The organism is Ottowia thiooxydans, assembly GCF_040548795.1.
Taxonomy (GTDB): domain Bacteria; phylum Pseudomonadota; class Gammaproteobacteria; order Burkholderiales; family Burkholderiaceae_C; genus Ottowia; species Ottowia thiooxydans_A.
This window is the reverse complement of sequence record NZ_JBEPSH010000004.1, coordinates 53,221-77,569: the sequence shown is the minus strand read 5'-3', so window position 1 is coordinate 77,569 and position 24,349 is coordinate 53,221. Positions and strand designations below refer to the sequence as shown.

Annotated in this window: 21 protein-coding genes; 14 read left to right on the top strand and 7 right to left on the bottom strand. The window is 61.1% G+C overall.

The window, feature by feature from the left end; genetic code table 11:
* Window positions 1–12: 12 nt before the first annotated feature.
* Together ABIE13_RS10035 and gshB are read left to right on the top strand one after the other, a co-directional pair.
* Window positions 13–1,203 carry a benzoate/H(+) symporter BenE family transporter gene (locus tag ABIE13_RS10035; RefSeq protein ID WP_354443008.1) on the top strand — a complete coding sequence of 397 codons (1,191 nt, stop codon included), beginning with the start codon at window positions 13–15 and terminating at the stop codon, window positions 1,201–1,203.
* Window positions 1,200–2,150, top strand: a complete 951-nt coding sequence (gene gshB / locus ABIE13_RS10030) for a glutathione synthase (protein ID WP_354443007.1) — start codon at window positions 1,200–1,202, stop codon at window positions 2,148–2,150. The genes ABIE13_RS10035 and gshB overlap by 4 nt, the downstream gene beginning before the upstream one ends.
* Before the next feature lie 111 nt (window positions 2,151–2,261).
* On the opposite strand, the gene ABIE13_RS10025 is transcribed toward gshB, so the two are convergent.
* Entirely contained in the window at window positions 2,262–2,420 is a 159-nt protein-coding gene (locus ABIE13_RS10025; RefSeq protein ID WP_354443006.1) for a DUF1328 domain-containing protein, read from the bottom strand.
* A gap of 155 nt (window positions 2,421–2,575) precedes the next feature.
* On the opposite strand from ABIE13_RS10025, the gene ABIE13_RS10020 reads away from it, so the two are divergent.
* Window positions 2,576–4,210, top strand: coding sequence for an MFS transporter (locus ABIE13_RS10020; RefSeq protein ID WP_354443005.1), 1,635 nt, complete (start codon window positions 2,576–2,578; stop codon window positions 4,208–4,210).
* Between the two features lie 9 nt (window positions 4,211–4,219).
* Here ABIE13_RS10020 and ABIE13_RS10015 read toward each other — a convergent pair whose 3' ends face one another.
* Window positions 4,220–5,695 carry a PLP-dependent aminotransferase family protein gene (locus tag ABIE13_RS10015; protein ID WP_354443004.1) on the bottom strand — a complete coding sequence of 492 codons (1,476 nt, stop codon included), beginning with the start codon at window positions 5,693–5,695 and terminating at the stop codon, window positions 4,220–4,222.
* Window positions 5,696–5,869: 174 nt separating this feature from the next.
* Between ABIE13_RS10015 and ABIE13_RS10010 the strand changes: the two genes are divergently transcribed.
* Complete coding sequence (locus ABIE13_RS10010; protein WP_354443003.1) at window positions 5,870–6,214, top strand: hypothetical protein; 345 nt, start codon at window positions 5,870–5,872, stop codon at window positions 6,212–6,214.
* A gap of 17 nt (window positions 6,215–6,231) precedes the next feature.
* Here ABIE13_RS10010 and ABIE13_RS10005 read toward each other — a convergent pair whose 3' ends face one another.
* The 3 genes from ABIE13_RS10005 to ABIE13_RS09995 form a co-directional block, all read right to left on the bottom strand.
* Window positions 6,232–6,996 carry a class II glutamine amidotransferase gene (locus ABIE13_RS10005; RefSeq protein WP_354443002.1) on the bottom strand — a complete coding sequence of 255 codons (765 nt, stop codon included), beginning with the start codon at window positions 6,994–6,996 and terminating at the stop codon, window positions 6,232–6,234.
* A gap of 141 nt (window positions 6,997–7,137) precedes the next feature.
* Entirely contained in the window at window positions 7,138–8,619 is a 1,482-nt protein-coding gene (locus ABIE13_RS10000) for an MFS transporter (RefSeq protein ID WP_354443001.1), read from the bottom strand.
* Window positions 8,620–8,621: 2 nt separating this feature from the next.
* Entirely contained in the window at window positions 8,622–8,858 is a 237-nt protein-coding gene (locus tag ABIE13_RS09995) for a cysteine-rich CWC family protein (RefSeq protein ID WP_354443000.1), read from the bottom strand.
* Window positions 8,859–9,049: 191 nt separating this feature from the next.
* Between ABIE13_RS09995 and ABIE13_RS09990 the strand changes: the two genes are divergently transcribed.
* From ABIE13_RS09990 to ABIE13_RS09965, 6 genes are all read left to right on the top strand, one after another.
* Complete coding sequence (locus ABIE13_RS09990; protein WP_354442999.1) at window positions 9,050–9,520, top strand: NAD(P)H-dependent oxidoreductase subunit E; 471 nt, start codon at window positions 9,050–9,052, stop codon at window positions 9,518–9,520.
* On the top strand, window positions 9,517–11,127 hold the full coding sequence (locus ABIE13_RS09985; protein ID WP_354442998.1) for a formate dehydrogenase beta subunit: 1,611 nt from the start codon (window positions 9,517–9,519) through the stop codon (window positions 11,125–11,127). Before ABIE13_RS09990 ends, ABIE13_RS09985 begins: the two co-directional genes overlap by 4 nt.
* Before the next feature lie 20 nt (window positions 11,128–11,147).
* Window positions 11,148–14,057: a formate dehydrogenase subunit alpha gene (gene fdhF, locus ABIE13_RS09980; protein WP_354442997.1), complete on the top strand. Its 2,910-nt coding sequence runs from the start codon at window positions 11,148–11,150 to the stop codon at window positions 14,055–14,057.
* A complete protein-coding gene (gene fdhD, locus ABIE13_RS09975) occupies window positions 14,054–14,887 on the top strand; it encodes a formate dehydrogenase accessory sulfurtransferase FdhD (protein WP_354442996.1) in 834 nt (277 codons plus the stop codon). The genes fdhF and fdhD overlap by 4 nt, the downstream gene beginning before the upstream one ends.
* On the top strand, window positions 14,877–15,095 hold the full coding sequence (locus tag ABIE13_RS09970) for a formate dehydrogenase subunit delta (RefSeq protein ID WP_354442995.1): 219 nt from the start codon (window positions 14,877–14,879) through the stop codon (window positions 15,093–15,095). Before fdhD ends, ABIE13_RS09970 begins: the two co-directional genes overlap by 11 nt.
* A 638-nt stretch (window positions 15,096–15,733) precedes the next feature.
* A complete protein-coding gene (locus ABIE13_RS09965) occupies window positions 15,734–16,123 on the top strand; it encodes a TraR/DksA family transcriptional regulator (protein ID WP_354442994.1) in 390 nt (129 codons plus the stop codon).
* 272 nt (window positions 16,124–16,395) lie between these two features.
* On the opposite strand, the gene ABIE13_RS09960 is transcribed toward ABIE13_RS09965, so the two are convergent.
* Window positions 16,396–18,618 (bottom strand): malate synthase G, encoded by a 2,223-nt coding sequence (locus tag ABIE13_RS09960; RefSeq protein ID WP_354442993.1) that lies wholly within the window; start codon window positions 18,616–18,618, stop codon window positions 16,396–16,398.
* Window positions 18,619–18,958: 340 nt separating this feature from the next.
* On the opposite strand from ABIE13_RS09960, the gene ABIE13_RS09955 reads away from it, so the two are divergent.
* On the top strand, window positions 18,959–19,879 hold the full coding sequence (locus tag ABIE13_RS09955) for a LysR family transcriptional regulator (protein WP_354442992.1): 921 nt from the start codon (window positions 18,959–18,961) through the stop codon (window positions 19,877–19,879).
* A gap of 14 nt (window positions 19,880–19,893) precedes the next feature.
* Here ABIE13_RS09955 and ABIE13_RS09950 read toward each other — a convergent pair whose 3' ends face one another.
* Window positions 19,894–21,168, bottom strand: a complete 1,275-nt coding sequence (locus ABIE13_RS09950) for an IPT/TIG domain-containing protein (protein WP_354442991.1) — start codon at window positions 21,166–21,168, stop codon at window positions 19,894–19,896.
* A gap of 162 nt (window positions 21,169–21,330) precedes the next feature.
* Between ABIE13_RS09950 and ABIE13_RS09945 the strand changes: the two genes are divergently transcribed.
* The 3 genes from ABIE13_RS09945 (at window position 21,331) to ABIE13_RS09935 (ending at window position 24,342) form a co-directional block, all read left to right on the top strand.
* Window positions 21,331–21,780, top strand: a complete 450-nt coding sequence (locus ABIE13_RS09945) for a DUF2214 family protein (protein ID WP_354442990.1) — start codon at window positions 21,331–21,333, stop codon at window positions 21,778–21,780.
* Window positions 21,781–21,886: 106 nt separating this feature from the next.
* Window positions 21,887–23,470 carry an ArnT family glycosyltransferase gene (locus tag ABIE13_RS09940; protein ID WP_354442989.1) on the top strand — a complete coding sequence of 528 codons (1,584 nt, stop codon included), beginning with the start codon at window positions 21,887–21,889 and terminating at the stop codon, window positions 23,468–23,470.
* Window positions 23,471–23,487: 17 nt separating this feature from the next.
* Window positions 23,488–24,342, top strand: a complete 855-nt coding sequence (locus tag ABIE13_RS09935; RefSeq protein ID WP_354442988.1) for a ChbG/HpnK family deacetylase — start codon at window positions 23,488–23,490, stop codon at window positions 24,340–24,342.
* The last annotated feature ends 7 nt before the right edge of the window (window positions 24,343–24,349 follow it).

The following is a 24,349-nucleotide window of genomic DNA, read 5'->3' as shown; positions in this document are numbered from 1 at the left end:
AAGATCCTGAAGATGCGCTTTTTTCGTGACCTGACCCTCTCCACTTTCACCGCAGGCATCGTTGCCGTGCTGGTCGCCTTTGCCAGTTCGGTGGCCGTGGTCTATCAGGCGGCTCAGGCGCTGGGAGCCACACCAGCGCAGGTGACTTCCTGGGTCTGGGCGCTTTCCATGGGCATGGGGCTGTGCACTGTGATCCCCTCGCTCATGCTGAAAAAGCCGGTCATGATCGCATGGTCCACCCCGGGGGGCGCGGTGGTCGCCACGGCGGCCATGGCGGGCGGCTTTACGATGGCGGAGGGCATTGGCGCTTTTCTCATGGGGGCGGTGCTCATTGTGCTGGCCGGAGCCACGGGCTGGTTCGAACGGGTGATGAGCCGCATCCCCATGGCGCTTGCGGCGGCCCTTTTGGCCGGGGTGCTGGGCAGGTTCGCGCTGGATGCTTTTTCAGCCGCGCGCACGGCGCCTGCGCTGGTCGTTCTGATGCTCCTGGCCTACCTGCTCGCGCGCAGGCTGGCACCGCGCTATGCCGTGGTGCTGACGCTTTTGGTGGGTGTTGCTCACGCCGCCGTGAGCGGGCAGTTGCAATGGTCTGGCGTCAGTCTGGAGCTTGCTCGGCCGGTATTCACTATGCCTGCCTTCAGTTTCAGTGCGTTCATGAGCATCACGTTGCCGCTTTTTGTGGTCACGATGGCCTCCCAGAATTTGCCAGGCGTGGCAGTGATCCGTGCTTCCGGCTACCAGATGCCGATTTCGCGCCTGATCACTATGACCGGGGTGGCTACCTTCATTTTTGCGCCCTTCGGGGGCTACGCGCTCAACCTGGGAGCGATCACCGCAGCCATCTGCACGGGCCCCGGAGCGCATGAAGACCTGAGCAAGCGCTACACCGCCGCCGTGGTGTGCGGCGTGCTCTATCTCATCATCGGCCTGTTCGCGGGGGTGATCACCGGGTTGCTCATGGCTTTTCCAAGTGAGTTAGTGCTTGCTATTGCGGGGTTGGCTCTATTAGGTAGCATTGCTGGCGGCTTGTCGCAAGCGCTGGCCCACGAAAATGAGCGCGAAGCCGCCCTGATCACCTTCCTGGTCACTCTCTCCGGGGTGGCAATAGCCGGAGTCGGCTCGGCCTTTTGGGGAGTGGTGGCGGGCAGCATTGCGCTGTTTGTGCAACAGTACGGGCGCAAACCCCGGAACCCATCATCATGAAATTGCTTTTTGTCGCTGATCCCCTCGAGGCCTTTAAGACCTACAAGGACACCACCTACACCATGATGCGCGAGGCTACTCGCCGCGGACACACCATTGCCGCCTGCGAGCCACGCCATATGCACTGGGAAAGCGGCCAGAAGGTTCGTGCCCAGGTGCGCGAGATCGTGCTGACCGGCGAGCAGAACGTGTGGTTCACCGAGGCCACGGTCCGCGACGCCGAAATAGCGGAATTTGATGCGGTGCTGATGCGCAAGGACCCCCCCTTCGACGCTGAATTTATCTACGCCACCCACTTGCTGGAGCAGGCTGAGCGCGAAGGTGCCTGCGTTATCAACAGTCCACAAGCGCTGCGCAACCACCCTGAGAAACTGGCCGTGATGGAGTTTCCCCAGTTTGTGGGCCCCACGCTGGTCACCCGTTCGGCAGAAGATGTTCGCCGCTTTCACGCCGAGCATGGAGACATCGTGCTCAAGCCCCTGGACGGTATGGGCGGTATGGGGATTTTCCGAGTGGGACCAGATGGTTTGAACCTGGGCTCCATTACAGAAACGCTCAATCACAACGGCGCCACGACCTTCATGGTGCAGAAATTTCTGCCGGAGATCACGGCGGGCGACAAGCGGGTGGTCATCATCGATGGCGAACCTGCCCCCTTTGTGCTGGCCCGCATTCCGCAAGGCACTGAAGTGCGGGGAAACCTGGCCGCAGGAGGCAAAGGCGTGGCACAACCTATTACAGATTCAGATCGCGCCACCGCCAGGGCCATTGGTAAGGTCCTCAGCGCGCGCGGCTTGCTGTTGATTGGTCTGGACATCATCGGCACCAAAGTCACCGAGATCAATGTCACCAGCCCGACAGGATTCCGGGAGATTCTGGACCAGACCGGTTGTGATGTGCCCGCGCTTTATATCGACGCAATAGAAAAGGCTGCCAAGCGAGCTTGAGCAGCCTCTATGGCACTCGGACAAGTCCTTGTGCCTGAATGGTTCATTGGGCCTAAGCGCCTTATGAACCAGCGCTACCGCAGGTAGCGCTTTACATTTAACCTATCTAACCTACCTCTTGCGGCCAAAGATCAGGCTTGCCACAGCCAGGATCAGAAACACGACAAACAGAATTTTCGCAATGCCGGCCGCGCCGGCCGCGATGCCGCCGAAGCCCAGCACAGCGGCAACGATGGCGATGATGAAAAAGACGACAGCGTAATGCAGCATGGTGTTTGTTCTCCGTGTGGCTATAAAGTGCCTCCATCATGAGGCGCTGAGGCACTTTTCTGCTGTCGCTGGGTTCCCCTTCAAGTTGTGAGAATTCAGGGCCCTTTGTTGTAGGAAATTCTCGACGCCCCGCAAGCGGACTATCATCGGCGTTCATGCCTGATTCAGACCGCTCGGCTGCCGCACCCCCTTCCGCTGACTCACCCGCCCGTGACCATGGGGCGCTCGCGCCCTTTCAGCACAGAATCTTCTCCATGCTCTGGGGCACCTGGCTGATCGCCAATCTGTGCATGTGGATGAACGATGTGGCCTCAGCCTGGTTGATGACCACGCTCACGTCAAAACCCATCTGGGTAGCCCTGGTGCAAACGGCGGCCACTTTGCCGGTATTTCTCATCGGCCTGCCCTCCGGCGCCCTGGCGGACATCCTGGACCGCAAGCGTTTTCTGGTGTTCACCCAGATCTGGGTCGCGGTGGTGGGCAGTGTGCTGGCGGTGGCGGTGTTCTCGGGGCTAATGACGCCGCAACTTCTGTTGCTGCTGATTTTCTTCAATGGCATCGGCCTGGCCCTTCGCTGGCCGGTGTTTTCCGCCATCGTCCCTGAGTTGGTTCCACGCCATCAGCTGCCGGCCGCGTTGGCGCTCAATGGCGTCTCCATGAATGCTTCGCGCATTCTGGGTCCCCTGGTGGCTGGCACCATCATCGCGGCGTTCGGAAGTGCCTGGGTATTTGTTCTCAACGCCATTTTGTCCGTCGTCGCTGCGGTGGTCATTGCACGGTGGAAGCGAGAGCACAAGCCAGATCCGCTGGGTCGTGAACGGCTCACTGGCGCCATGCGTGTGGGTCTTCAGTATGTGGCCCAGTCGTACCACCTGAAGGGTGTGCTGGGCCGGGTGGCCATCTTCTTCTTTCATTCCACGGCGCTCATGGCCTTGCTGCCCCTGGTGGCCCGAGACGTCAAGGGTGGCGCCGCCGGTACCTTCACGCTGCTATTGGCCGCCATGGGTGCGGGTGCTGTTGCATCCACCTTTGCGCTGCCCCGCCTGCGGCAGGGCTTCTCGCGCGACCGCCTGGTGCTGGTGGGCGCCTGCGTTCAGGCGGTCACCATGGCGGTGATGGCCTTCAACACCAATATTTGGCTGGGGGTGTTGACCATGGCCGTGTGCGGGGCGTCCTGGATCACCACCGCCAATTCGCTCAATGTGGCGGCGCAGATCAGCCTCCCCAACTGGGTGCGCGCGCGCGGCATGTCCATGTACCAGATGGCCATCATGGGCTCGGCCGCGCTCGGTGCGGCCGTCTGGGGCCAAGTGGCTACCTGGAGCAATGTGCCCGCAGCCCTGGCGCTAAGCTCGGCCAGCGGTGCTGCGGTCATGGCGTACGTTTGCTGGCGCTGGCCTGATCGCGGCGTCATGGAAGACCCCACTCCAGCAGGTCCGCTGCCTTTGCCCAAGGTGAGTGCACCACCCGAGAGCGGTCATGTGCTGGTCACGATTGAATACCAGATTGATCCCGCCAAGGCGCCCGCATTTCGCGCCCTGATGGAGGAAAGCCGCCGTGCCCGCATGCGCCAGGGCGCGCTGGCCTGGGACCTTCTTTCGGACATCCACGACCCCGGCCGTTTCGTAGAGGTGATCGAAGACGCCTCCTGGCCCGATCACCTTCGCCGTTTCGACCGCACGACCGTAGCCGATGCAGCACTGCGCGACCGCAAGCTGGCCTATCACATTGGCGAGAGCGCGCCGGTCGTCAGGCGTGCGGTGCGAGAGAGCACGGTGCGCAGTCCGTAAAACCGGACATTAGCCCGTCTTGGCCAGCGTCCCCACCAACTGCCCCAGCCGCGCAAACGCGTGATCGATTTCAGGGGTGAACGGCCAGCCGCAGTTCACCCGCAGGTTGCTGTCGAAACGGCTGGAATTGGTAAAAATGGTGCCCGGTGCAATCACCAGTTTTTCTGCCAGTGCCGCGTGAAATAGCGTGGTGGCTGATAGGCCCTGTGGCAACTCTACCCACAGCGACAAGCCCCCGCGCGGTACGGTGAGCCGCGTGCCCTCAGGGAAGTAACGTGACACGGCCTGAGCGGTTTGCGCCCGCTGCGTGACCAGCGTAGTGCGCAACCGCCGCAGATGCCGGTCGTACGCGGCAGAACCGATAAAGCTTGCGGCGGCCATCTGAGCGAGCCGCTCGTTGCCGCGGGATGCGGCGAACTTCAGCATTTCCACCCGTGCCTTCCAGCGACCGCCACTGATCCAGCCCAGACGCAAACCAGGTGCCAGGTGCTTGTGTAGCGACGCGCAATACAGCACGTGGCCGCTGTCGTCCCACGACTTGATGGCGCGCAGAGGCTCTTCGCGCAGAACAGCGTCGTCCACCAGCGCGCTGTAGGTGTCGTCTTCTATCAGTGCCACGTCCTGCTGCTGGCACAGACGCAGCAGCGCCTGCTTGTGCGCATTAGGCATGATGCTGCCCGTGGGATTCTGCAGGTAAGGGACCACCACCACGGCCTTGATGCCAGGGGTGGTGCGAAGAGCCAGTTCCACGGCATCGACTGAAATGCCAGTGCGCGGGCTGGTAGGAATCTCCAGTGCCTTCAAGCCCAGGCTTTCCAGCGTCTGCAGCAAGCCGTAAAACGCAGGGGATTCCACTGCAATCGTGTCCCCCGTGTTGGCCACGGCGCGCAGCGCCAGGTTCAGCGCCTCGGTACAGCCATTGGTCACTTGAATGTCGCCAGCCGACAGACGCATGCCTGCGCCCAGAGCGCGCTGGGCCAGTACTTCGCGAAACTCCAGGCACCCCTGTGGTGGCGCGGCGCGCACGAGTTGGTCCGGGTGGTGGCGCAAGCTGCGCAGGGCGGCCTGCTGCAGCGCTTCGGCCGGGTAGAGCTCCGGTGCGCACCGCGCGACCGATAGATTGGTCTTGAAGCGTTGCAGGCGTCCGAGGGAGAGAAACTGCGACACCTTCGCGTGTATGCCCACGTACTGCGCCGCATCCGGCGCGCGCTGCATGGGTGGGTCGTTCACAGGGGCCAACAGCCCCACCGAAGGCTGACGCACAAAGTAGCCCGAGCGGGGACGCGCCTCCAGCCAGCCCTCACTCTCCAGCAGGCGGCAGGCCTGCATGGCCGTGGTCAAGCTCACCATGTGCTGCGCCATCAGGGCCCGCAAAGACGGCATGCGCTGGCCCGGCAGCAGGCTACCTGCCTGGATGGCCCCCCGGCAGTGGTCCGCCAACTGATGGTATTTGGGCAAAGGCCCGGTGGGAGCAGATGCGGTCATGAGAGCTCCATCATGCGCGGTGCGGCACGGGAAGAACAGGTACAGAAAGCGCCAAAAAGAACCATAACAGAGCTCATTTTTCTGAACTGTTGCGTAGCAGATAGCACGGGGCTGTGGCTGTTCGCTGCGGCTGGCCCATCCTACGCTAGAGGCCTGTTCAAAAGGAGTTATTTCATGGCACACACAGCCGCTTCGAAATCCCTGTTTTGCCTGCAATTGCAGCGTGGTCAAACGGCATGGGAAATGCTGCCCCGCGCGGCTGACATCACGGTCACGCAAGGCAGCATTGTGGTGCACCAGAGGCTGTGGGTGGCTGACACATGGGTGCGCCTGCCGGTCGTTCTACAGACGGGCGAGCAGTTCCGTGTGGGCGCTGGTGGATGGATCGAGATGCAGGCGACAGCTACTGCGCGGGTACACGCCATGGCGGCGCTGGGGTGGTGGCATTCCGGATGGCTGGGGCGGGCATTGCGGCGCTTGCACTCAGGCGCAAGGGCGTCCTGGAGACCGGCCGCATGACCGACTGATCAAACGCCTCAGGAGAGCGTCAGTCCGTTGACGAACACCTTGAGTTCCCCTGGGACAAAAGGTGTCCAGACTTCATCGCAGGTCAATGGAGCAGTGGCCACCAACGCCACGCGGTCGTTGGGCGTCGTGTGTTCTGCAAAGTTGACCGACAAGTCTTCATCCGACAGCTTGGCCGTGGCAAACGGATGCTGGCGCAGGATGTAGCAGAGATGGGTGGAAGCGTGCGCCCAGAGCGCTTCGCCATTGGAGAGCAGAAAATTGAAGGTGCCGAAACGGGCTACCTGCGGCACCAGTTCTGCCAAAGTGCGCGTCAGCTCTTCCACCGGGGGAACGCTGGCGTGGGCCTTGGCCAACTCCTGCATCAGCCAGCAGAAAGCCTGCTCACTGTCGGTGGAGCCTACAGGGCGAAACTGGCCGTGCAGGCGCGGGGCGTAGTCTTTCAAGTCCCCGTTGTGTGCAAATACCCAGTAACGACCCCATAACTCCCGCACAAAGGGGTGGCAGTTTTCAAGCCTGACCTCCCCCACCGTCGCCTTGCGGATATGCGAGATGACGTTCTTGCTCTGGATCGGGTAGCGGCGAATCAAATCAGCCACGGGCGAAGCTGACGCGGCGGTAGGGTCCACGAACAGGCGAACCCCGCGCTCTTCAAAGAAAGCGATTCCCCAACCGTCTGCATGGTGGTCCGTTCGGCCGCCTCGTTGGGCGAAGCCGGCGAAGGAGAAGGTCACGTCCGTAGGCGTGTTGCAGTTCATTCCCAGTAGCTGACACATAGTAGGGGAGTCTAAGGCAAGGGCGCTGGGAGATTGCCAACAGCTTCTACCAGTAAGTGAATTTGAAAGAACGTTTTATGCAGTTATGCGCAGCGGTAAGCTCAATCGCAAGGGGCCGATGATGGCTCGGCGTGACTTGCATCAGGGCGTCCGGCTATGTGACCCCAGATAGCGCGCTGCCAGCATGGCCAGTGCGCAAAGGGCTGCCAACATCAGGAACACCTCATTGAATGCGGCCAGTCTGGCGGGTACGTTCTCGCCGCTGGTAAGCGAAGCGCCGTACGCAGCCAGCCGCCATTCCAGAACGATCCCACACAGGCTCACGCCGGCTGCACCGCCCAGCATGCGAAGAAAGTTGATGACGCTGGATGCCTGGGTAATCAAATCGTTTTCCAACCCCCGCATCGCGCCCAGATTGAGGGAGGGCAAAATGAAACCAAGGCCTATTCGGCCCACCGTGCTGTAGGCCATGAGCAGCCACAGGCTGGCGTGGGGACCAATGGTGACCATCAAGGCAAAGGAAAGCGCCAGAATGGCCAGGCCCGTGCTCACCAGGAAATTGGCGGGAAGCCGGTCTGCCCAGCGAGAGATCACGGCAATGGTTCCTGCCAGCACCAGGCCAGCTGGCAGCATGACGCTGCCCACCTTGGAGGCGGACAAGCCCAGGCCCATCTGCATGTAGACGGGCAGCAGATAGGTCGAGCCAAACAGCGCCGTGCCATAGATGGCAGCCACCAGGCTACCCATGGCAAAAGGCCTCCAGCCGAACAGGCGAAGATTCATCAAAGGCGCCTGGCCTACACGCGCGCGCCGGGCCTGCCACCACACGAAGGCGCTGAAACACAGGGCTGCACAAGCCAGCAGACTGGCCGCATACAGTGGACTTTCGGTGCGCACCGACACCAGGCCATCGAGCAGGCTCAGCGTCCCCACGGTGCCCAGGACCAGGCCCACCCAGTCCAGGGATTCACTGCGGTTGGCGATGGCGCCACCGGGCGCCGTGGTGGGCACATAGCGCCGCCCCAACCAAAGCGAAAGCAGGCAAAAGGGCGCCACCATGAAGAAAATGGAGCGCCAGCCGAACCAGTCCACCAATATCCCGCCGATGGAGGGCCCCAAAGCCGGGGCCAGCACCACGCCCATGGTGAACAGGCCGATGGCACGCCCCTGCTCGTTCGGCTGAAAGGCCCGCATGATGATGATGGCCGGAATGGGCTGCACCACACCAGCTGCCAGGCCTTCCGCCACGCGCGCAGCCAGCACCAGGTTGAAGGTTTCGGCAAAACCACCCACCAGGCCGCCTGTCAGCAGCAACCACATGCAGCCTGCGTAGGTGGCCCTGTAGCCAAAGCGCGCCAGCAGCCAGGGCGTGGTCAGCATGGAAACGGTCATGGCCACCATGAAGCCACTGGTCACCCATTGCGCGCGTTCCTGACCCAGACCGAACTGGTGCGACAAGCCAGGGATGGCCACATTCACCACGGTCGATGACATGACGGACGCGACCGTGCCCATCATGACCGCCATCAGCAACAGCCAGCGATACCGCTCGCCGTAGCGCGCCCTGAGCGCTTCGCCGGAGTGCGGATGCGGATCGGTCGGGGCGGTGGCGGGTGAAGACATGCTCAGTTGAACGCCTCGGGCAACTGTTCGGCCTTTTGCGAACAGGCCAGGCAGATGCAGGCGGTTCCGCGGCTCTCAGGGGGAACTTGATCAAGCAGCGCTGGAGGAAAGGACGCCTGCATGCACCAGCAGGCTGGTTGGGCTTGGCCCGTGGCGCGCTCTATTTCCATGGCGCATTGGTTGGTCTGCCCGCACAGGGGGCAGCAGGTGGCGGAATTTGCAACTCTGGCAGACGTCATACGGACTGTATTTTGCGTGATGACGCGCACAGACTCTGTTTCGCAGGCGTCAGGGGCGCGACAAAGCGGGCTCTGGCATCCGGCGCCGAGTGTCGGTTTGGCGAGCGCTGTCTATATCCTTGTAACCCCCACAGAGCCGTGGGGTGGTCATAATCACGACCATAACCTCGCTGACAGAGTTTGCTCCCACCATGAATGCTCTCTCCCCTGCCGCAACGCCGCTGGATCGCGTTGCGGAACTTGTCGCAGTTCACCGCGACCGTCCCGGCGCCCTCCTGCCGTTGCTGCACGACATCCAGGATGCGCTGGGCTATGTGCCCGCCGTTGCTGTAGAGCCCATCGCAGAGGCGCTGAACCTCTCACGTGCCGAGGTGCATGGAGTACTAACTTACTACCACCACTTCCGCACCGAGCCGGCAGCGGGCGTCGTGGTGCAGGTCTGCAGAGCAGAAGCTTGCCGGGCCTGTGGGTCCGAGGCTCTTTTCGAACATGCCCAGCGGGTTCTCGCCAGGCCTGGAACCCCCTCTTGCCACCTGGAATCGGTCTACTGCCTGGGCTTGTGCGCCTCTTCTCCCGCCATGGTGGTGGCAGACAAGCTGCACGCCCGCATGACCGCCGAGAAATTCGACCGCGTGATCGCAGCGCAGGGAGCTACGGCATGAGCGGCGTGACCACCATTTTTGTGCCGCGAGATTCCGCAGCCTTGGCGGTGGGCGCCGATGAAGTGGCGCAGGCCCTCGCAGCAGAATGCGCGCGCCGTGGCCACACCGTGCAGATTGTGCGCAACAGCTCCCGCGGCATGTTCTGGCTTGAACCGCTGATGGAAGTGCAAACGCCCGAAGGCCGCGTGGCCTATGGCCCTGTGGCACCAGAAGATGTTGCTTCCCTGTTGGACGCTGGCGCTTTGACGGGTGGCCCACATGCGCTGGGCCATGGTCTTACTGAAGCCATGCCCTACCTGGCCAGGCAGGAACGCCTGACGTTCAAGCGCATGGGCATTACAGATCCGCTGTCCTTGAGTGACTATGAAGCCCACGAGGGTTGGGCAGGCCTGAAGCGCGCCATCACCATGGACGGTGCCGCTGTCGTGGCAGAAGTGCTGGACTCCGGGCTGCGTGGCCGCGGAGGCGCTGCATTTCCCACGGGCATCAAATGGCAGACTGTGCTGCGCGCGCAGTCGCTGCAGAAGTACGTGGTCTGCAACGCCGATGAAGGCGACTCCGGCACCTTCTCGGATCGCATGACCCTGGAAGGCGACCCCTACATGCTCATCGAAGGCATGGCCATTTCTGCGTTGGCAGTAGGGGCCACGCACGGCTACATCTATATCCGCTCCGAGTATCCCCATGCTGTGGCCGTGATGAATGAAGCCATCGTCAGAGCCACTGCTGCGGGCTATCTGGGCGAGAGCGTGCTCGGCTCAGGCCGCGCCTTTCATCTGGAAGTGCGCAAGGCAGCAGGCGCCTATGTCTGTGGCGAAGAAACCGCCATGCTGGAGAGCATTGAGGGCAAACGCGGCGTGGTGCGCGCCAAGCCGCCACTGCCGGCGCTGCAAGGCCTTTTTGGTCAGCCGACGGTCATCAACAACGTCATCAGTTTTGCCACGGTGCCCATCATTCTCGCGCGCGGCGCGGCTTTCTACCGCGACTATGGCATGGGCCGATCGCGCGGCACGCTGCCCTTTCAGCTGGCAGGCAACATCAGGCAAGGTGGGCTGGTGGAGAAGGCCTTTGGCCTGACCTTGCGCGAATTGGTGTTCGACTTTGGTGGCGGAAGCCGTTCCGGCCGGCCGGTCAAGGCTGTTCAGGTGGGCGGACCGCTGGGAACCTATCTCCCAGAATCGCAGTGGGACATTCCGCTGGACTATGAGGCCTACGCCGCCGTCGGCGCAGTCGTGGGCCATGGAGGCCTGGTGGTTCATGACGACACGGCCGACATGGCCGCGCTCGCCCGCTACGCCATGGAGTTCTGCGCGCTCGAATCCTGCGGCAAATGCACGCCTTGCCGTATAGGCTCCACGCGCGGGGTTGAAGTGATTGACCGCATCACTCAACGCTCCAACGACCGCAGCAATGGTCGCAACGACCAACGCATCCCCAGCCATCAAGATCATGCTCACCAGGTTGAACTGCTGCGCGATCTGTGCGAGACCATGGTGCACGGCAGCCTGTGCGCCATGGGCGGCATGACCCCTTACCCGGTCTTGTCCGCCCTGAACCATTACCCCGCAGATTTCGGCATAGAGGCCGCTGTTCCCGTTGCGAATTGAGAAGTAGCCAGGAGACCACGATGCTCTACCACCACAATCCTGAAATCGACCATGGCACGCCTGCCGTGAAGTCCACCGAGTTGGTGACCTTGGAAATCGATGGAGCGGATGTCACCGTTCCCAAGGGCACCTCGTTGATGCGGGCGGCCCTGGACGCCGGCGTGCAAGTTCCCAAGCTGTGCGCTACAGACAGTCTCGAACCCTTTGGCTCTTGCCGCTTGTGCCTGGTGGAGATTGAAGGCCGACGCGGTTACCCAGCCTCTTGCACCACGCCGGCTGAACCCGGCATGAAGGTGCGCACGCAGAGCCCCAAATTGCAGCAGTTGCGCAAAGGGGTCATGGAGCTCTATATCTCCGACCATCCACTGGATTGCCTGACTTGCGCCGCCAATGGCGACTGCGAACTGCAGGACATGGCGGGCGTGACGGGCCTGCGCGAGGTGCGTTACGGTGTGGGCGAGCAATATGGTGGCAAGCACCATCTGAATCTGCAGAAGGACGAATCCAACCCCTATTTCAGCTTCGACTCTTCCAAGTGCATCGTGTGCAACCGCTGTGTGCGGGCATGCGAAGAAACACAAGGCACCTTTGCGCTCACCATTTCTGGCCGAGGCTTTGAAAGCCGCGTCTCTCCAGGCCAGGACCAGTCCTTCATGGACAGCGAATGCGTGAGCTGCGGCGCCTGCGTGCAGGCATGCCCTACAGCTACGCTCCAAGAAAAGAGCGTCATCAAGCTGGGCCAGGCTGAGCACAGCGTCATCACCACCTGTGCCTATTGCGGTGTGGGTTGTGGCTTCAAGGCCGAGATGAAGGGCAATGAAGTCGTGCGCATGGTCCCATGGAAGGACGGCAAGGCCAATGAAGGCCACAGCTGTGTGAAAGGGCGTTTCGCGTGGGGCTACACCACCCATAAAGACCGCATCACCAAGCCCATGATCCGTGACCAGATCACAGACCCCTGGCGCGAAGTGAGCTGGGACGAGGCTATTTCCTATGCCGCCCGAAGGTTCCGCGAGATTCAGGCCCAACACGGCAAAGACTCCATAGGCGGCATTACCTCGAGCCGCTGCACCAACGAAGAGACTTACCTGGTCCAGAAGCTGGTGCGCGCTGCCTTTGGTACGAACAACGTCGATACCTGCGCGCGCGTATGCCACTCTCCTACCGGCTATGGCCTGGGGCAGACCTTTGGCACATCGGCTGGCACCCAGACCTTCAGCTCTGTGGATGAGGCGGACGTCATCATGGTCATTGGCGCCAACCCCAGTGACGCGCACCCGGTGTTCGCCTCGCGCATGAAAAAGCGCCTGCGCGGTAGGGGCCATGGCGATGGCGCCAGCCTGATCGTGGTGGATCCTCGCCGCATTGATCTGGTCAGCAGCCCGCACGTGCGCGCCGAGCACCACCTGGCCCTGCGCCCCGGCACCAACGTGGCGGTCATCACCGCCCTGGCCCATGTGGTGGTCAATGAAGGTCTGGTCAATGAAGCCTACGTGGCCGAGCGCTGCGATACCCGCAGCTTTGAGCAATGGCGCGAGTTCGTAGGCCGGCCTGAGAATTCGCCCGAGGCGCTGGAAGCCTCCACAGGCGTTCCCGCGGCTGAGGTGCGTGCTGCTGCGCGCCTGTATGCCGCAGGCCCCAACTCCGCCATCTACTACGGTCTTGGTGTGACCGAGCACGCACAAGGCTCCACCATGGTGATGGGCATTGCCAACCTCGCCATGGCGTGCGGCATGGTGGGCCGAGAGGGCGTGGGTGTGAACCCCTTGCGTGGCCAGAACAACGTGCAAGGAAGCTGCGACATGGGCAGCTTCCCCCACGAACTGCCCGGCTATCGGCACATCTCCGACACCACCGTCCGCACACAGTTCGAAGCGGTCTGGGGTGTGGAGCTCAATCCCGAGCCCGGCCTTCGGATTCCAAACATGTTCGAAGCGGCCATTGGTGGCACCTTCAAGGGCTTGTACTGCCAGGGCGAAGACATCGCGCAGTCCGACCCCAATACGCAGCACGTGTCCCAGGCCCTCGGGTCTATGGAATGCATTGTGGTGCAGGACATCTTCCTCAACGAGACTGCCAAGTTCGCCCACGTGCTGTTGCCCGGAAGTTCATTCCTGGAAAAAGACGGCACCTTCACCAATGCAGAGCGCCGCATTTCCCGTGTGCGGCAGGTCATGCCACCCATGGCCGGCCTGGCCGATTGGGAAGTCACGGTGCAGCTGTCCAATGCACTGGGTTACCCCATGCATTACGATCACCCGGAGCAGATCATGCAGGAAATTGCAGATCTGACGCCCTCATTCCGTGGCGTGAGCTATGAGGCCATCGAACGCCTGGGCAGCTTGCAGTGGCCTTGCAATGAAGACACGCCGGCTGCGGGCACGGCCATCATGCACGAGGGTGGATTTGTACGCGGCAAGGGGCGCTTTTTCATCACGCAGTACATTCCTTCGGACGAAAAAGTCACGCGCCGCTTTCCGCTTCTGCTCACCACCGGGCGCATTCTTTCGCAATACAACGTGGGTGCTCAAACGCGCCGCACGCCCAACAATATGTGGCACGACGAAGACCGTCTGGAGCTGCACCCTGAGGATGCCAAAGAGCGCGGCGTTGTAGACGGTGATTGGGTAGGCATTACCAGCCGAGCTGGCCAGACCGTGCTGCGCGCTACGGTCAGCGATCGCATGCAGCCAGGCGTGGTCTACACCACGTTCCACTTTCCGGAGTCTGGTGCCAACGTGATCACCACGGACAGCTCGGACTGGGCCACCAACTGCCCTGAGTACAAGGTCACGGCGGTGCAAGTCAGCAAGGTGGCGCAGCCCTCGGAATGGCAACGCGACTACGCCGCGTTCAACGAACAGCAACTGGATTTGCTGGCCCGTGCCCAGGATCGAACGCCTGCCGACGTGGGTGCGCCAGCAAAATGACTCCCCCCGCCGGTGTGCGGGCCGCCCATGTGTTGGTTCATGGCGGCCCCAGCGCACGTACGCAGTCTGACTGGGTGGCAGAAGAGGTGCCGGTAGCGCTGGTCTTCAACGGCATTTCTCACGCGGTGATGATGGCCAGCCCTGCCGATCTGCACGACTTCGCGCTCGGCTTTGGCATCACTGAAGGTCTGCTCAACCACCCGGACGAGCTCTACGGTGTGGAAGTCTCGGAGTCCGCCGAAGGCCTTTCGGTCCATCTGTCCGTGGCGTCTGCCTGTGAATGGCGCTTGAAAGAGCGCAGGCGCACCTTGGCTGGTCGCACCGGCTGCGGCCTGTGTGGCACAGACAGTCTGGCGGAAGTGCGGCGCACGCTGCCGTCCTGCCCGGAGGTCAGTTTTAACGCCTCTGTGTTTGGGCGTGCCTTGCAAGCGCTGGCCGCCGATCAGGCCATTCAGCACCTGACAGGCGCGACGCATGCCGCGGCCTGGTGCGCGCCCAGTGGAGAAACCTTGATCGTGCGCGAAGACGTGGGCCGGCACAACGCGCTGGATAAGGTGGCCGGCGCCTTGCTCCGCAGCCCTTGGGTGGGTACGTCAGGCTTTGCCTGCATCACCAGCCGCGCCAGCTTCGAGATGGTGCAGAAGGCCGCCATGATGGGCGCTGGCGCCTTGGCGGCTGTTTCTGCCCCCACTGCCATGGCCATTGACACAGCACAATCCTGTGGTCTGCCCCTGGCCGGATTTCTGCGGGGCGAGAATTTTGTAGCTTATACCTTCCCGGAACGACTCGGCCTGGCCGACGCGACCCCCCCACTGATCCATGGACACTGAAAACCTAGCCAACATGGCCAACCGCATCGGCCAATTCTTCGAGTCCCTGCCCGATCGCGAGGAAGCACTCGACAATATCGCCACCCACATCCGCCTGTACTGGGAACCGCGCATGCGCCGCGCCATCCTTGAACACGCCCAGCAGGAAACCACCAGTCTGTCCCCCATCGTGGCAGACGCCTTGCGCACACACGGCCACCGCCTCTAGCACGCTTGTGCCTAAGCGCGCCAACAGTTCTGCCCGCACAGCTTTGCCGATGCGCTTCCTCCCAAAGAGGCTGTCCCCCCTGGGAGCGCCAAGCTCCAGCTTGACTCTTCAGCGGTCGTAGCACACCAATGCCAAATTGACGCTTGGCGCTCCCCGCAAGAAACCAAGACCTGGCAACCTTTCTTCCCGACAGACCCATCCCACTGCCGATGCGCCTCCTCCCCAACGAGGCTGCTCCCCTGGGACCGCCGAGCTCCTGCTCGGCACTGCAGCGCTCGCAACCCTCCAACGCCACGCCACGCCCCGGCGCTCCCAACGCCGCGCAGCCTGCCCCTTTCGTAGAGCCCACTTCACAACGGCCATACTGCATTCTGGTTGATCCAGTTCATTTCCGGTTATTAACTTGGGTGTTATGGTGTGTCTTCAGCTTAGACGCTTCATGCCAGTTTGCTAAAAATATCAATTCATTCACGCGGAGCCTGTCGAAGCGTTGCGCAAGGCTTCGACAAGCTCAGCCCGAACGGTCTTGTTTGTTCAAACGATACTTGCCGATTGACTAAAACCATAGAACCTCAGACCAAGCAGCTCTTAGCGATAGACCGCAACTCGGTCTCAAACCCACTTCAGGAGAACACCACATGACCCAGAGCACCCCCCTTTCCGCCGCCCAACTGAAGGAGTTGAAAGAACAACTGTTGGCTCGCCGCAGTGAGCTCGATGGCCAGATGGCGCAGAACCTGGCAAACCTGGCACCGGCCGAAAATACCGCAGGAAGCGTGTCACAGGACGATAACGCGCGCCTGGCCAATCAAACGCGGGAAGTGGATCAAGCCTTGACCTCGCTGGACGAGCAGGAATTGGCCCGTATCAATCGCGCTCTGGAGGCCATGGAAGAGGGCAGCTATGGCCAATGCGATGAATGCGGCTGCGCCATCCCCTTCGAGCGTTTAAAGATCGAACCCATGACCCAGCATTGCGTGGCTTGCAAGTCACAGATCGAGCAAAAGCAAGGCGTCGCTCGCGGCTGATACCAACTTGTCGGCAAGAAACCCGTTGACGCTGAGCTTATAGAAATCACCTTGGGCAGAGGGTCTATGGTTTTCGTCAAGCAGCCACTCGTTTGAACTATAAAGTCCGTTCGGGCTGAGCCTGTCGAAGCCTTGCGCGAGGCTTCGACCCTTCGACAGGCTCAGGACAGGCCAAGCTCAGCCCGAGCGGCGTTTACCGATCACACGCAGCTCGGTCTGGCATGTCGCCTCCCCCAAAAAAACGGCGCCCTCAAGCGCCGTTTTTATCTGCCTCAGGCCTTGCCGCTTTTCACCTTCTGCCGCCAAGCGTGCAACAGCGGCTCTGTATAACCGCTCGGTTGTTCCACGCCCTTGAACACCAGGTCGCAAGCCGCCTTGAAAGCCGCTGATTTCTTGAAGTTGCCATCCATGGGCCGGTACAGACGGTCGCCAGCGTTCTGCTTGTCCACCAGGGCAGCCATGCGTTCCATGGTGGCTTTCACCTGCGCCTTGGTCACGACACCATGCAGCAGCCAGTTGGCCATGTGCTGGCTGGAAATGCGCAGTGTCGCGCGGTCTTCCATCAAGCCGATGTTGTGAATATCCGGCACCTTGGAGCAGCCGACGCCCTGGTCCACCCAGCGCACCACATAACCCAGAATGCCCTGTGCATTGTTGTCCAGTTCCTGCTGGCGTTCTGCAGGCGTCCACTTGGCCTCAGGCGCTACGGGAATGGTCAGCAGGCCGGTCAGCAACTCGTCGCGCAGCGCTTTGTTATCGGCTTGTGTCAGCTCGTTCTCAAGCTGTTTTTGAACATCGCTGACCAGCACCTGGTGGTAGTGCATGGAGTGCAGTGCAGCACCCGTAGGGTTAGGCACCCAGGCGGTATTGGCACCTGCCTTGGGGTGGCCGATCTTCTGCTTCATCATCTCCGACATCAGGTCCGGCGCAGCCCACATGCCTTTGCCGATCTGCGCCTTGCCGCGCAAGCCGCAGGCCAGACCCACCAGCACGTTGTTGCGCTCATAGGCCTGAATCCAGGCGCTGGTCTTCATGTCTCCCTTGCGGTAGACCGGTCCGGCTTGCATGCAGCTGTGCATTTCGTCGCCGGTACGGTCCAAAAAGCCGGTGTTGATGAACGCCACGCGCGCCTTGGCTGCCTCAATACAGGCCTTCAGGTTGACGCTGGTGCGGCGCTCTTCGTCCATGATGCCCAGCTTGACGGTATTCGCACGCAGGCCCAGCACTTTTTCCACGCGGCCAAACAGTTCGCTGGCAAAGCCCACTTCCGCAGGGCCGTGCATTTTGGGCTTGACGATGTAGACACTGCCGGTGCGTGAGTTGCGGATGCCATTGGCGCCCTTGCCCTGCAGATCGTGCATGGCGATCGCCGTGGTCACGGCGGCGTCCATGATGCCTTCAGGAATTTCCTTCCATTGGCCGGCAGAGTCCTTCCACTGAATGGCCGGGTTGGTCATCAGGTGGCCCACATTGCGCACGAACATCAGCGAACGGCCATGCAGCGTGACCTCGCCTTTGCCGCTGGCTGCCGTGTAGACGCGGTCTGGATTCAGGCCTCGTGTGAGGGTTTGGCTGCCTTTCTTGAAAGATTCGGTCAGCGTGCCGTTCAAAATGCCCAGCCAATTGCGGTAGCCCAGCACCTTGTCTTGTGCATCGACTGCCGCCACGGAATCTTCCAGGTCGAGAATGGTCGAGACAGCAGCTTCGACCACCAGGTCGCTCAGGCCGGCCGGATCGTTCTTGCCGATAGCAGACTTGTGATCAATGCGGATATCCAGGTGCAAGCCGTTGTGCACAAGCAAAATGGAGGAGGGCGCCTTGGCCTCGCCCTGATAGCCCAGGAACTGGCTGTTGTCTGCCAGTTTGCTGCTTTTGCCGCCTTTGAGCTTCACAACCAGTTCGCCGTCTTTCACGACATAGCCGGTGGAGTCGATGTGCGAGCCCTTCTTCAGCGGAGCAGTGCGGTCCAGCACGTGGCGCGCCCACTCAATCACCTTGGCGCCTCGCCTTGCGTTGTACTTGACACCTTTTTCCAGGCCTTTGGTCTGCGGGATCACGTCGGTGCCATACAGGGCGTCGTACAGGCTGCTCCAACGTGCGTTCGCGGCGTTGAGCGCATAGCGGGCATTGAGAATGGGCACCACCAGTTGGGGGCCCGCTTGCACCGCCAGTTCGTCGTCCACGTTGCTGGTGGTGATCTGCACCTTGCCAGGCTCTGGCACCAGGTAGCCAATGCCTTGCAGGAAAGATCGATAGGCAAGCATGTCCTTGATGGGGCCTGGATTGGCACTGTGCCAGGTATCCAGTTCCTTTTGCAGGCGGTCCCGCTCGGCCAGCAGGGCGGCATTCTTGGGCGCCAGGTCGGTCACCAGCGCAGAAAACCCTTGCCAGAAATCTCCCTGTGAGACACCTACGCCAGGCAGTACCTCTTGATTGACGAAGTCATAAAGCTCGGTAGCAACTTGCAGGTCGTGAATCTTGGTGCGTGAAGTCATGCTGAATCAATCAAAAGGTAAAGATGAGCTATGGATCCGGTCCGCATGAATTTCCAATTCCGTTCGAACTGAGAATTCTTCAGTTCCTCTCGGGTTGAGTTTTTTCAACTCCGTTCGGCTTGAGAATTTTTCAATTCCGTTCGGGCTGAGCCTGTCGAAGCCTTACGCAGCGCTTCGACAGGCTCAGCCCGAACGGCTTAAACGTCGCCGGTTCGGATCAGAAACATGTACAGACGGTAGCCAAATATATTCGATTTGTTTTCAGCACAAAAGACGTATAAAAATAGAAAAACCTTTAACTAAAACGCAAAGATGAGAAAAGGTCTGCATAATTTTCCCCATGGACAAGCTCAAGGCTTTTGAAACCTTCGTCTCGGCAGCCACGCGTGGGAGCCTCAGCGCTGCTGCGCGCGCCGAAGGTGTGGCGCCCGCCGTCATCAGCCGTCGGCTGGACGCGCTGGAGGAGCATCTGGGCGTGAAGCTGCTGGTGCGCACTACCCGGCGGATCGCACTCACCCACGAAGGCGCTGCCTTCCTGGACGACTGCCAGCGCATCGTGGCCGAGGTCGCGGGAGCAGAAGCCAGCGTCTCAGCCGGCGGGCTACAGGCTAGTGGGCATTTGCGCATCACCGCGCCAGCCGGCTTTGGGCGTCGGCATGTGGCGCCCCTGGTGCCGGAGTTTTACGCCCAGCACCCGCGTCTGCGCATTTCCCTTAATCTTTCTGACCGCGTGATTGACCTGGCGGGCGAAGGTTATGACTGCGCAGTGCGTGTGGGTGACCTGCCTGATTCATCTCTCATCAGTGTGCGGCTGGCTGACAACCGGCGTGTGTGCGTCGCGACGCCGGACTACCTCCTGCGCCACGGCACGCCCCTGCACCCCAGAGATCTTGCTCAGCATCATTGCCTGGTGCTTTCCAGTGACGCGTCCCAGACCCGCGGATGGGCCTTCAGCGATCAGGGGGTAGTCACGCACCTGCGCCCAGATGGCCCCCTGGACTGCTCGGACGGCCAGGTCTTGCATGACTGGTGTCTGGCTGGGCACGGTATTGCCTGGCGCAGTATCTGGGAAGTCGAGCAGGACATCGCCAGCGGGCGGCTTCAGCCTGTGCTTGAAGCCTTTGCCGCGATGCCCAATGGTATCTACGCCATCTTGCCGCACCCTACCAAGCATCTGCCATTGCGCGTGCGGCTTTGGGTAGACTTTCTGAAAGTCCGGTACGGTGATCCCGCCTTCTGGGCGGGCCGATCGCCTGCCTGATCCAGATCAACTGATCACGCGGTATGCCTTCGCTGGCGTCGCAAACCCATGACAGCCACCAAGGCGCTAGCGAGTGCCGCGAGCCCCCAAGGCGACAAGCCAGGCACGCCGTGCAATGAAGGGGTCGCTGCTTGTTCCACCTGCACTTGCTGCTGCACGCTTTCTTCTGCCAGGGAGCCTTGTGCAGCCAGCATTGCCCGGATCACGCAGCTTCCTGCACCCACAAAATTCACCGCTTGGCCCTGGATGGTGCAAACGCTTTGGGAGCCGGAGTCGACACTCAAACTCAGCCGGGCAGATTGGTCGGAATTGGTGGTCACGATATAGGGCGCACTGCCAACTCTGACGTTTGCAGGTGGCACACTGGTAAAGGCGAGAGCGGGTGCACTGGCGTTTATCTGCAAGCTGAAGCTTCTTGTATCTACCGCGCTCTGTGAATCAGTCACAGTGACTTCGATGTCAAGATTTCCGGCGCTGCTGGGTGTTCCCGTGATCACGCCTTGAGGGTTCATGCTCAGCCCTGAAGATGGCAGCCCCGTGGCTGAATAGGAGTAGGGACCAACCCCTCCACTGGCTGACAGGGCGTGGATATAGGGTTCACCGACGGCGGCGGGGGGCACAGCTGCCGAATCAAGGATGAGGGGCGGTATCAGATACTGGAAATTGAATCCGGCCGGTGTTTCAACACCTTGTGCGTTGACCAGCTTGAGCGGAACAATTCCTGAACCCGCCGGTACTGTGACGGACATCTGAGTACTGCTGATGATCGTGGGGGTGGCCGGGGTGTCGCCAAAAAAGACCTGTGAAGCGCCGAAGAAACCCGTTCCATTGATGGTCAACACGTCATTCGCGACGCCGGTGCCTGGTGTCACTGCACTCACAGTCGATAGCGCGAGTTGGCATCCGACTGAAAAGGTATAAGTGCCCGGACCCGGCGCAGAAGAGGTGATGGAGACTAGCGTGTTCAGCGTGCTGCTATTGGCTGAGTGAGAGATCGTCGAGCCGTTGAGCGAGTCCGACATTCCGTCTCCCCAGTTCAGGGTGAGGCTTGGGGCCAGACTGACTGATGACAGAGTCCACGATAGATTCACTAAATCACCGGGATTGAATTCGCTTCCAGAAAAGAGCGGGGACGTTGTTGTACCAGTCAGGGGACCATAGGAAATGACCTGCTGCGTCCCATTGATGGAGACGCATGACGAAGCAGCCGCCCCGGTTGAAAATCCCAGCAGCGCCATCAGGGTCACTGCAGGAACGAAAGCTCGGTAGCGGGTATTCAACAAGTGCATGGTCAGTATGGAAAGGTTAGGCTGCCTATTGCGAAAATGGTGTCAAGTTCGGATCTTGACGAGTACTGCATATGTAGTTAATGCATACTCCAAAAGATATCATTTTTTGCGGCGGTGAACTATTAAAAATAGCGTTAACGTCACCTTTTTGACTGAGTTTTTATGACCGAGGCTTGGCTTGCCTTCCTCCATATCAGCGCCTTTCTGGGCTGGATCGTCTTCGCCTCCAGCCAGGCGGCGCTCTGCCGTGTGGAGTGGGTCAACGCGGCTGTGGTGCACAGGCTGGCTCGTCTGGACAAGATCCTGTGGATTGCCACTGCCGCGGTGCTCTGCTCGGGGCTGGCGAGAGTGTTCTGGGGTGCCAAGGGCGCTGCCTGGTACTGGGGCAACCCTCTGCTCCACCTGAAGCTCACGCTGCTAGTGGTGGTGGCCGTGCTCATGATCGGTCCCAGCCGGCGTATTGCGCGTTGGCAGCAAGCCTTGGCTTCATCAGGCCAGCTACCACCCGCGAACGAACTCGCTGGCGTCCGTCGCTTGATCATGATTGAAAGCCACCTCGTGGCAGTCATACCGTTGGCCGCCGTTTTCATGGCGCGTGGTTTCGGCAATTGAATGGCTGTGTCATTTTCAGTCCAGCGCGTTTGCCTTCCCGTTCATCTCAGGGCTTGGCACAATCCGTCATTGACGTGAATATGTGTAAAGTTTCTGGATGTCAAAAATGATGGTTTCTGGTGCCAAGGAAAGCTTGGCGCCCTCGGGTGAAGACGCGCTGGTTCTGAATGACTTCAACCTTCCCTTGCTACTAGGCGCATTTGGCGCTTGCTGGCTGCTATTTCTGGCTTGGTGCGCGCTGACGCCGCCTATCGACAATATTGAGCAATTGGTGTGGGTCAGCTCATTGGAGTGGGGCTACTTCAAGCACCCACCTTTGCCCACGTGGATCTTGGCTGCTGCCTCCGTGGTCCTGCCACAAGGGCCGGCACTTACCTTCACACTGGGTGCCGTCTTCGTTCTAGGCGCGCACGCCATCTTTTGGGTCTGGTTGCGTGAAATGCACGGGCCGCGCACGGCCACCATCTTGCTGTTGGCGTCGCTGTGCATCACCTTCTACAACCAGCGAGTTCACTACTACAACCACAACGTGGTCATGATGCCGCCCATCGCGGTGTGCATTCTCATGATGTGGCGCCTCACCCAGCGCGCCCGTTGGTCTGCATGGATCGCGATCGGAGTGGCCATGGGGTTAGGCATGCTGGTGAAGTACCAGATGGCTCTCATCGGTATCTGCATAGGCTTGTGGTGGCTTCGCATGCGCTGGTGGCGTGATCCGGTGAACCGCTGGGGTCTGGTGCTGGCCACGGGCATTGCCAGCGCCATCTTCCTGCCGCATCTGATCTGGCTCATCTACCATGATTGGGCGCCCTTGCGCTATGCGGAGACAAGTTCGCTGGGCATGAGCCTTTCGATGGCCGCTAGGCTGTCTGATTCCATGAGCTGGACCACGGATTGGGTGCTCAACCGACAAATGCCTGCCTGGATGGTGATGGGCTCCGCTTTGGGCTGGGCCGTATGGCGCACCAGGAAGTCCAGAAACCCGGCGCAGGAGGGACCTGCCCACTCCGCACCTGGTTCGACTTCGGCCGCCTCATGGGGCGCCAGCCCGCCGACGTACTGGCGCGAGTTCTCACTCCTCTGGGGCGTTTTTCCGCTGCTTTTCATGTTGTCGCTGGGCCTGGGTCTGGGTGTGGAAATGCAAAACCACTGGGGCACGGCGTTTGGTTTGTGGATGCTGCCTGCCGCCCTGGCTCTGGCACCTTCGTCCTTGAAGTACCTGAACACCTGCACGGCCGTCCGTGCAGCCTGGGTGGCATTTGCGCTGATACAGGCCTTGATCGTCTTGCAGTTCTGGGCCACATCCCCCCAGGGCATTGAGCGTTTGAAGACTCAGCACTGGCAGCATTTCCCGTCTCAAGCCATGGCGGAGAGCCTGGCCCCGCAGGCGCGCAAGGCTTTGGGCGGCCCCATTGACATCATTGCCGGCAGGTCCGCCATCGCGGGGTCGCTGGCGCTGCACTTGCCTGAGCACCCTAAGGTACTGATCAACGGAGATCTGGCAACCAGCCCCTGGATATCGGCCGAAGAACTGCGAACCGCACGGGTGGTTGAGGTATTCCCCGCGCGGGAATTACCGGAAGGCGCCCAATGGTTTTCGGGAGGGTGGGCCTGGCGCGTAGGCGTCTCGCCCTTGGCGCGCCTGCAAGGCAAAGACTTGCCTGCGCTACCGCAAGCGCCTGCCAAGTGACATCGAAGGCGCCATCTATGCAATCAAGCACCTCAGCGGTTTCCAGCCAGGCCGATCAAGCTCCAACTGGCGAGAGGCGCGTGGTCATGTGCGCCGACGACTACGGCATGAGTGCGGGCGTGACCGACGCCGTTTTGCAACTGGGTCGCCAGGGCGCCCTCAGTGCGACCAGTGCCATGGTCTTGTCGCCACGCTGGCAGGAAGATGCGCAGCGCCTGGCAGACTTACGCGGCCGTTTGGACGTCGGCCTGCACCTCGACTGGACCAGCGATTTCGCTCAGGCTGCGGGCCATGGCACGGCCTTGGGCGGGGCCATGCGCCGCGCGCTGTTCGGTGGCTTCAATCAAGCACGAGCCAGGACGGAAATTGAGCGCCAGCTGGATGCGTTCGAAGCCGCCTGGAAGTCAGCGCCCGACCACATCGATGGGCATCAGCACGTGCAGCAATTTTCAGGTATCCGGCAGGCGCTGCTGGAGGTTGTCACGCGGCGCTATGGCCCCCAATTTCCCTGGCTCCGGGTCTCGCGCCCGGCAGGCCCGCGCCTTGGGCTTAAAAGCAAGGTGATTGGCGCCTTGGGTGCCAATGCCCTGACCACGGCCTCAAAGCAGGCCGGAGTGCCGGTCAGCCCGGTGCTTTCCGGCATTTATGACTTTGACCCTCAAGAAGGGCTCTATGAGAAGCACATGGCCCAGTGGCTGGCCGACGTCCCCGATGGTGCGTTGTTGATGTGTCACCCTTCCACCATGGCCGAATCAGGCGACGAAATCGGACCAGCACGTGTGCGCGAATGGGCGTTTCTGCAGAGTCCGGCGTTTTCTGATCAGCTGAAAGCAGCCGGTATCAGGCTGGTGCGGGGTGTTGCGGTTTTCTAGGCGCGCA